The 5,690-nt window shown below is 70.4% G+C and carries 5 protein-coding genes; 2 read left to right on the forward strand and 3 right to left on the reverse strand.

All coding sequences use genetic code 11. The features are described 5' to 3' along the window. The 3 genes from FUT87_RS26610 to purE all read right to left on the reverse strand — a co-directional run. A partial coding sequence (locus FUT87_RS26610) for an L-threonylcarbamoyladenylate synthase (RefSeq protein WP_255512056.1) occupies nucleotides 1-329 on the reverse strand: 329 nt, incomplete at its 3' end. Then, nucleotides 326-1,486 carry a 5-(carboxyamino)imidazole ribonucleotide synthase gene (locus FUT87_RS26615; protein WP_147242930.1) on the reverse strand — a complete coding sequence of 387 codons (1,161 nt, stop codon included), beginning with the start codon at nucleotides 1,484-1,486 and terminating at the stop codon, nucleotides 326-328. The genes FUT87_RS26610 and FUT87_RS26615, both read right to left, overlap by 4 nt. Next, on the reverse strand, nucleotides 1,486-1,974 hold the full coding sequence (purE, locus tag FUT87_RS26620; protein WP_091731619.1) for a 5-(carboxyamino)imidazole ribonucleotide mutase: 489 nt from the start codon (nucleotides 1,972-1,974) through the stop codon (nucleotides 1,486-1,488). The genes FUT87_RS26615 and purE overlap by 1 nt, the downstream gene beginning before the upstream one ends. Nucleotides 1,975-2,110: 136 nt before the next feature. Here purE and FUT87_RS26625 point away from each other — a divergent pair, with 136 nt between their 5' ends. Together FUT87_RS26625 and FUT87_RS26630 are read left to right on the forward strand one after the other, a co-directional pair. Continuing rightward, a complete protein-coding gene (locus FUT87_RS26625; protein ID WP_147242931.1) occupies nucleotides 2,111-3,076 on the forward strand; it encodes a tetratricopeptide repeat protein in 966 nt (321 codons plus the stop codon). A 225-nt stretch (nucleotides 3,077-3,301) separates the two neighbouring features. Then, complete coding sequence (locus FUT87_RS26630) at nucleotides 3,302-5,614, forward strand: TonB-dependent receptor (RefSeq protein WP_186830785.1); 2,313 nt, start codon at nucleotides 3,302-3,304, stop codon at nucleotides 5,612-5,614. The last annotated feature ends 76 nt before the right edge of the window (nucleotides 5,615-5,690 follow it).

Here is a 5,690-nt window from a genome sequence, read left to right on the forward strand (position 1 = left end):
GCGGCGATGCCGGGGACACGCCGCACGATCAGCGTCAGCGGACCGGGCCAGAAGGCCTCGATCAGCCGGTGGGCGACCGGGGGCAGGTCCTGCGCGAACACGCGGGCGCCCTGCTCGTCCAGCACATGGACGATCAGCGGATGGTCGCTGGGACGGCCCTTGGCCGCGAAGATCTTCGCCACCGCCTCGTCGCGGTCAGCGCGCGCGGCCAGGCCGTAGACGGTCTCGGTCGGCACGCCGGCCAGCTCGCCGGCAGCGAGCACCCGCGCCGTCTCGCGCACCGCCTCGGGCGACTGGCCGTCGAGCACCGTCACGCCGGCCTCCGTCACCACGTGTCCGGCAGGCCGAGGAGCGCGCAGGCGCGGCGCGCGTGCTCGCGCGCTTCCTCGGCGGTGGCGCCGATCACATTGAGGTGGCCCATCTTGCGGCCCGGGCGCGCCTGCGCCTTGCCGTACAGGTGCAGCTCGGCGCCGGGCAGCGCCAGCACGCCGGCCCAGTCGGGCGCGCGTTCGCGGCCGGCGGCGTCGAACCACAGGTCGCCCAGCAGGTTCAGCATGACCACCGGCGAATGCAGGCGCGGCTCGCGCAGCGGCAGGCCGGCCATCGCGCGGACCTGCATCTCGAACTGCGACAGGTCGCAGGCGTTCATCGTGTAATGGCCGGAGTTGTGCGGCCGCGGCGCCATCTCGTTGACCACCAGGCGACCGTCCTTCAAGACGAAGAACTCGACGCACAGCACGCCGACGTAGCCCATGCCGGTCGCGATCGCGGCGGCGGAGCGGCGCGCCTGCGCCTGCAGCGCGACATCGACGTCCGGCGCCGGCACCTCGGTCACCGCCAGGATGCCGTCGCGGTGCAGGTTCTGCTGGACCGGATAGGTGACGACCTCGCCACCCGCGCCGCGCACGACCAGCACGCTCAGCTCCAGCGCCAGCGGCAGCATCTGCTCCAGCACGCAGTCGACGCGGCCGAGCTCGTCGAAGGCGGCGGCCAGTTGCGCGCGGTCGGCCACGCGGCGCTGGCCCTTGCCGTCGTAGCCCAGGCGGGCGGTCTTCAGGATGCCCGGCATCAGCGCGTCCGGCACGGCGGCCAGGTCGGCCGGCGCGCGCAGCACCGCATAGGGCGCGCAGGCAACGCCGCTGGCATCGAAGTGGGCCTTTTCGCGCGCCCGGTCCTGGCAGATCGCCACCGCCGCAGCGCCCGGCGCGACCACGCGGGTGCGCGCCAGCTGCTCCAGCGCGCGGGCCGGGACGTTCTCGAATTCCGTGGTGATCGCGTCGCAGCGGCGGGCCAGTTCCTCGAGCGCGGCGGCGTCCAGGTAGTCCGCCTTCAGATGGTCCTGCGCGACCGCGCCAGCGGGGCTGGCCGCGTCCGGGTCCAGCACGACGCAGCGGTAGCCCAGCGCCTGCGCGGCATGGACGAACATGCGGCCCAGCTGGCCGCCTCCCAGCACGCCCAGCGTGGCGGCGCCCGGCAGCAGCGGCATCAGCGCAGCTCCTCGGTCATCGCGGTCGCGGCGGCGGTCTGCCGCTGGCGGAACGCGTCGAGCCGGTCGCGCAGCGCGGGGTTGTCCCGGGCCAGCACGGCCACGGCGAACAGGGCCGCGTTGCCGGCGCCCGCGGTGCCGATCGCGAAGGTCGCCACCGGGATGCCCTTGGGCATCTGCACGATCGAATGCAGCGAGTCCACGCCCTGCAGGTGGCGGCTGGCCACCGGCACGCCCAGCACCGGCACCAGCGTCTTGGCCGCCAGCATGCCCGGCAGGTGGGCGGCGCCGCCGGCGCCCGCGATGATGGCCTTCAGGCCGCGGGCCTCGGCCTGCTCGGCATAGCGGAACATCTCGTCGGGCATGCGATGGGCCGAAACCACCCTCGCCTCGAACGGCACGCCGAACTCGGTGAGAATGTCGGCGGCGTGTTTCATGGTCTCCCAGTCACTGCTGGAGCCCATGACCACGCCGATGACGGGGGCGATGTCGGGAGTGGTGGCGCTGCTCACGGGTCGGTCCTCGATCTGTCAAATCGTGAAACCTTGAATTGTAGGCGGGCAGCCTCAGGTGCCGTTCTTGCCGCCTGGCGAGCGTCGCCGGCCTGTCCCGTCCTCCCCCACCATGACCGACATCACCCTCCAGAACTTCGAAGCCGACCTCTTGCAGGCCTCCATGCAGCAGCCGGTGCTGCTGGACATCTGGGCGCCGTGGTGCGGTCCGTGCCGCACGCTGGGTCCGATGCTGGAGAAACTGGAGGTCGCCTACGCCGGCCGATGGAAGCTGGCCAAGCTCAACAGCGACGACCAGCCCGAGATCGCGACGCAGCTGAGCCAGGCCTTCGGCGTGCGCTCGATCCCGTTCTGCGTGATGTTCGTCGGCGGCCAGCCGGTGGACGGTTTCGTCGGCGCGATCCCCGAGGCGCAGATCCGCGAGTTCCTGGACCGCCACGTCCCCACCGGCGAAGCGCTCGAGGCCGAGGAGGACCTGGCCGAGGCGCAGGCGCTGCTGGAGGAAGGCGATGCCGACGGCGCGCTGCAGAAGCTGCAGGCGGCGGTGCAGGCCGATCCCTCGAACGAGGTGGCGCGTTTCGACCTGATCCGCGCGCTGCTCGAGGACGACCAGCTGGCCCACGCCAAGGCCGCCTTCGCGCCGGTGGCGCACCTGGCCGCGGACACGATCACCCCGCATGCGCGCTTCCAGGCGCTGGCCGCCTGGATCGCGGCGGCGGAACGCGCCGAGCAGGGCCTGGACCCGGCGGCGCTGCAGTCGGCCATCGCCGCCAACAAGCGCGATTTCGAGGCGCGCTTCGCGCTGGCCCAGGGGCTCTTCGCCGGCCGCGACTTCACCGGCGCGATGGACGAGCTGCTGGAAATCATCATGCGCGACAAGACCTGGAACGAGCAGCTCGCGCGCAAGACCTATGTCGCGATCCTCGAGATCATGACCAAGCCCGCCCAGCCGGCGCATGGCGCCGCGGCCCCGCAGGCCGGCGCGGGCGGCCTGCAGCTGTCCGGCCCGAGCATCGTGGCGCCGGCGGATCCGCTGGTGGACCAGTACCGCCGCAAGCTGAGCATGGCGCTGTTCTGAGCAGCGACCCGCCCGTCCGCGACAACGCCCCGCAGAGTTCCGGGGCGTTTTTTTTTATGACGGTTTGAAGATTCATTTGTGATGTGGCGGATCGCCTGCGGCGCGCGTGCCGGCGCTGCGGGTGCTCGCTGCTTGTCGTCGTTCTGTCGCGCTTGCTGGTGACAGTGCGGGGCTTTCGGATTTCCCGATTCATCCCCTCACCGCATGCGACCGATGAAGCACCAGATGCCCACCGCCCTGGTCCTGGCCCTGAGCCTGGCCCATGCCGTCCCCGCCGCCGCCCAGTCCGCGACGTCCACCCCCGCCCCGCTGCCAGCCGACACCGCCAGGACCGAGGCCACCACCACCGCCGGCGGCGAGCGCTCCGAGCTCGAACGCGTCACCGTCTCCGTCGGCCGCGGCCAGCTGCGCTCCGTGCAGAGCCTGACCCAGGCCGAGTTCGACAACGCCCTGGCCGGCACCAGCCCGCTGGCGACGGTCGCGCGCCTGCCGGGCGTGAACTTCCAGGCCGCCGACGGCCTGGGCAACTACGAGTGGTCCACGCGCTTCACTGTGCGCGGCTTCTCGCAGAACCAGCTCGGCTTCACCCTCGACGACGTGCCGCTGGGCGACATGTCCTACGGCAACTTCAACGGTCTGCACATCAGCCGCGCGATCTCGAGCGAGAACGTCGGCCGCGCCTCGCTGTCGCAGGGCGCGGGCGCGCTGGAGGCGGCGTCCTCGAGCAACCTGGGCGGCACGCTGCAGTTCTATTCGAACGACCCGACCGGCCAGTTCGGCTTCAGGGCCTCGCAGACGCTGGGCAGCGACTCGGCCACCCGCACCTTCCTGCGCGTGGACAGCGGCGCGTCCTCGCTGGGCCAGGTCTACTTGAGCTACACGAACCAGGAGGCCGACAAGTGGAAGGGTGCCGGCCAGCAGAAGCTGGAGCAGTGGAACTTCAAGTGGGTCAAGACCGTGGGCGACAGCCGCCTGTCGGCCTTCGCCAACACCTCGCGCCGCCGCGAGGTCGACTATCAGGACCTGTCGCTGGACCTGATCAAGCGCCGCGGCGACACGCTGGACAACTTCTATCCGGACTTCGCGGCCGCGGTGAACGCCGCCAACACGCTGTGCCAGCCGAGCAACTACGTCGCCGCCTGCGATGACCAGTACTACGCCGGCGCGGGCCTGCGCAACGACGAGCTGGCCGGCGCGACCGCCGACCTGCGCCTGGCCACGAACGCGACCTGGAAGACCACCGCGTACTACCACCACAACAAGGGCATGGGCCTGTGGTTCACGCCGTACACCGCGACGCCGGCGCTGAAGGATTCACAGGGCAACGACATCCCGGGCACCGGCTCGCCGATCGCCGAGCGCACCACCGAGTACGGCATCCACCGCTGGGGCGTGGTCTCCAACGCCGAGGTCGAGCTGGGCGAGCACCTGCTCAAGGTCGGCGTCTGGTTCGAGGACAACGACTTCGACCAGGCGCGCCGCTTCTACGCGGTGCGCCCGAACGCGCTGCCCAGCATCTACCAGTTCCCCAGCAACCCGATGGCCACGCAGTGGCAGTACGCGTTCAACACCAAGACCACGCAGTTCTCCCTGTCCGACACCTGGTCGGTGACCAAGGACCTGACCGTGGGCGCGGGCTTCAAGTCGCTCAAGGTCAAGATCGACGGCAACCGCGAGGTCGGCAACGACATGCCCTCGGGCTCGATCACCGCGCAGAAGAACTTCCTGCCGCAGCTGGGCATCAACTACCGCCTGTCGGCCAGCAACGAGCTCTACGGCACCATCGCCCGCAACATGCGCGCGTATCAGGGCGCAGCCACCGGCACCTCGCCGTTCGCGACCAACGCCGTCGGCTTTGACGCGATCAAGGGCAGCCTCAAGCCCGAGACCTCCGACACCATCGAGGCGGGCTGGCGCACCAGCGGCCTCGGCTACGAGGGCTCGGTCAGCGCCTATCTCGTCAACTTCAAGGACCGACTGCTGAGCGTGCAGAGCGGCTCCGGCATCCAGGGCAATCCGGTGGTGCTGTCCAACGTCGGCGACGTGCGCGCCACCGGCGTGGAAGGCGCGCTGTCGTTCCGTCTGGCGCCGACGCTCACCTGGTACAACAGCGTGAGCCTGTCCAAGTCGACCTACCGCGACGACGTCGTCAGCGGCGGCACGCCGGTGGCGATCCGCGGCAAGCGCGTGGCCGACGCGCCCGACACCATGGTCAAGTCGCAGCTCGGCTACGACGATGGCGCGCTGTTCGGCAGCATCGGCGTGGACTACATGTCCAAGCGCTACTACTCGTACACCAACGACGCCTCGGTGCCGGACCGCACGCTGGTCAACGTCAGCGCCGGCTACAAGATGAAGAACGTGTCGATGCTGCGCGAGCTGAGCCTGCAGGCCAGCGTGAGCAACCTGTTCGACAAGCACTACATCTCGACGATCGGCTCCAACGGCTTCACCAACAGCGACAAGGACGGCACCTACGCCACGCTGCTGCCGGGCGCGCCGCGTCAGTTCTACGTCACGCTGACCGGCAAGTTCTGACGCCATGGCCGACCGCGAGAACGACCGCACGAACGACCGCACGAGCGACCGCACGAACGACCGCACGAACGACCGC

Source organism: Mitsuaria sp. TWR114 (assembly GCF_007997345.1).

Bases quoted from the DNA above. Each gene is read 5' to 3' on its own strand.
- FUT87_RS26615 (WP_147242930.1), bottom strand. From the start codon at position 1,486: ATGCCGCTGCTGCCGGGCGCCGCCACGCTGGGCGTGCTGGGAGGCGGC.
- FUT87_RS26625 (WP_147242931.1), top strand. From the start codon at position 2,111: ATGACCGACATCACCCTCCAGAACTTCGAAGCCGACCTCTTGCAGGCC.
- FUT87_RS26630 (WP_186830785.1), top strand. From the start codon at position 3,302: ATGCCCACCGCCCTGGTCCTGGCCCTGAGCCTGGCCCATGCCGTCCCC.